Annotated in this window: 1 protein-coding gene; it reads left to right on the forward strand. The window is 35.5% G+C overall.

Annotated features, from left to right (window positions below):
• The first annotated feature begins 589 nt into the window (after positions 1 to 589).
• Positions 590 to 2,569, forward strand: a complete 1,980-nt coding sequence (locus BHE89_RS13355) for a ligand-gated channel protein (protein ID WP_069368297.1) — start codon at positions 590 to 592, stop codon at positions 2,567 to 2,569.
• Positions 2,570 to 3,140 lie beyond the last annotated feature (571 nt).

Consider the following 3,140-nt stretch of genomic DNA (forward strand, 5'->3'; position numbering starts at 1 on the left):
AATATAAAAAAACGCTCGTTTTGTGACTTACGTCACATTAAAACGGGCGTTTTTTTATTTTTCAATTTAATCATTTTAGAAAACATACAAAAAACCTAATTATATTAGAAATCGCATTGATAATTATTATTATTTGCTTTATTGTTGGCGCGTAATTTTATTTGTTAACGAATAAAAATCACAGCTATTGGCTTGATTAAGTAAATCATTAGGTGTCCTTTGTTTAGATAGTAACCCTCTGGCTTCGATAAACTTCGGCAACGCGCCCAAAATGTAGTCTATTTGTCATAAATATTGCCAACGGGTGTTTATTCAGATGTTTTAGGAACCATGACGGTGATGCAGTGTGTTTCTTCTTTATTATTGGACAAGCCATTAAACGCATTAGATCTTAATGACCAATAACATTCAATGGATTTAGTGGGTAAAAGAGAAAAGAAGTAAATATAGGAATGCAGTAAATAGGGGATATAAAAAATAATATTAAAATAACTAAGGGGAACCAAATTTATGCCCCTAATTTCTGAGCAACTGTCGATATATCCATCTATATAAAACTTAAAGAATATATATTCTTGGAGAATCGGGAATGGTAGTGTTAAATAAAAATAAAATCGCGCTTGGCGTTGTTGCTGCTATTGCATCAAGTTTTGTTATGACTGCATCAGCAGAAAATGTAGAAAAATTACTTGTAACAACTGCTTCAGGGTTTAAACAAACTGTTGAAGATGCGCCTGCGTCGGTTTCTGTTGTCACTCGTGAGCAGCTTGAGACCAAATCTTACCGTGATGTCACGGATGCACTAAAAGATGTACCGGGTGTATTAGTCACCGGCGGTGGAAGTAGTTCTGATATCAGTATTCGTGGTATGGATGCAAAATATACCATGATCTTGGTTGATGGTAAGCGTGTTGCCTCGCGTGAAACGCGCCCTAATAGTGATAACGCAGGTATTGAACAAGGTTGGTTACCCCCTTTACCTGCCATTGAACGCATTGAAGTTGTGCGTGGTCCAATGTCTTCTTTATATGGTTCGGATGCCATGGGTGGGGTGATCAATATTATTACCCGTAAAGCGCAAAAAGAGTGGAATGTAAGTTTACGCGCTGATAGCACGCTGACAGAACGTCAAAACTCAGGAAATACTGAACAAGGCAGTTTTTATGCCGCGGGTCCATTGATTGATAATTTGCTGGGTTTGAAAGTTCAAGGTCAATATTCGCATCGTAGTGAAGACAAATTTGTGAATGGCTATAATCGTCAAATTACCGCAAGTGGTGGTGGGACATTAAGCTGGACACCTGATGACAAAAATACGGTTGAATTTGAATTTAAAAAAGACAGCCAACATCGTGATGCTCGTTGGGAATATTCAGCATCTGAGCGTTCTCGTAAATCTAAGAATAGTGATTTCAGTAAATATGAGTTAACACAATATGCATTGACTCATGATGGTATTTATGACTTTGGTACGATGAATACGTATATCCAACGTGATGAAAATAATAACCCAAGTCGTAAAATGAAATACAACGATACTACTGTACGTAATCAAACGGTATTTATGTTAGATGCGCATACATTAAGTGTTGGTGCTCAATATCGTTACGAAGAGTTAAAAGATGAAGGTAATAAACTTAAAGATAGCAATAAATTAGACCGTTACAGCTGGGCACTCTTTGCTGAGGACGAATGGGCGATGACCAATGACTTCGCTTTAACGGGCGGTCTGCGTATGGATAAAGATGAAAACTACGGTACGCATTGGACACCTCGAGTCTACGGTGTTTGGCATATGGCCGATGAATGGACGTTAAAAGGGGGTGTTTCTACCGGTTACCGTTCACCAGATTTACGCCAAGCAACAAAAACATGGGGACAAGCAACAGGTGGCTCAGGGGGAAATGCTGTTATTTACGGTAACCCAGATCTGAAACCTGAAAAGTCAGTAACGGAAGAAATTGGTATTATTTGGGATAACCGTGATAACTTAACGGCAAGTGTGACTATTTATAATACTGATTTTAAAGACAAAATTACTGAACGTCGTATTTGTGATGATAAAGGTGTGTTACCTACGTGTACCAAAGAGCAAGGATATGGTCACCAATATGACTTTATCAGTACGCGCGAAAACGTAGATAAAGCTAATATGCGTGGTATTGAGGTTACTGGTAACTGGGTAATTTCACCAGAATGGAACTTAGCCGCTAACTATACCTTTACCGATTCAGAACAGAAGAGTGGTGCATTTAGTGGTAAACCACTGAATAAACAACCACGCCATATGGCGAATGCAACCTTAAACTGGGAAACCACGCCAGAAATGGAAACATGGGCACGAATTAATTTCCGTGGTAAAACCTCTGATTACTTATCACGTACATCGATGTCACATGGTACTCCTTCTTATGCGTTTGTTGATATTGGTACCAGTTATAGTTTAACCAAACAGCTTAATGTGATTGGTGGTGTTTATAATGTACTTGATCGTCGCATCAACTATGAAAACTTTAATACCACATTAGAAGGTCGTCGTTACAACATTGGTTTGAACTATAACTTCTAATTTATTACCCTCAGTTTGTGTCATTAAGACTCCACTTGTGGAGTCTTTTTTTATCTCTGATTTTCTTTTATTTGCTCAAAATTAATACTGGAAAGTTTTAAGATTGAGGTTTATATTTAGCTCAATAACTCATCTTATCAATTGCTCTATTCTGACTACTCTATTGTTATTTTTACGTATTTTGTTTGTTTTTCCTTAATGTGTTTTCTTACATTTTTATTGTGTGAAAGAGGTCTATAAAAAATAGATATTTTTTATCAAAAGACGTTTTTTAGAAAAATAGAAATGGTTTTTAACAATTTCATAGCATTAATCTTATTAATGTATTTTAAATGCTTTATTTTGATGGTTTTATATTGATATTTAATTTAAATTATTTTTAAATCTTTATTTATCAATTGGTTATATGTTTTTTTATTTGAACTCCATTCTGTTTTTCTGAAAATTTATACCTTAACGCGTGTGATAAAATTACAATTATTGTTAATTAAATGTGATTTTATATGTTGACTTAGTTTGCGAATTGAAAAGATCGTAAAAAAAGGGGGTTTTTTGATGAAAATGTATTGCT

It is taken from the genome of Shigella sp. FC1967 (assembly GCF_001743005.1).
GTDB lineage: Bacteria > Pseudomonadota > Gammaproteobacteria > Enterobacterales > Enterobacteriaceae > Proteus.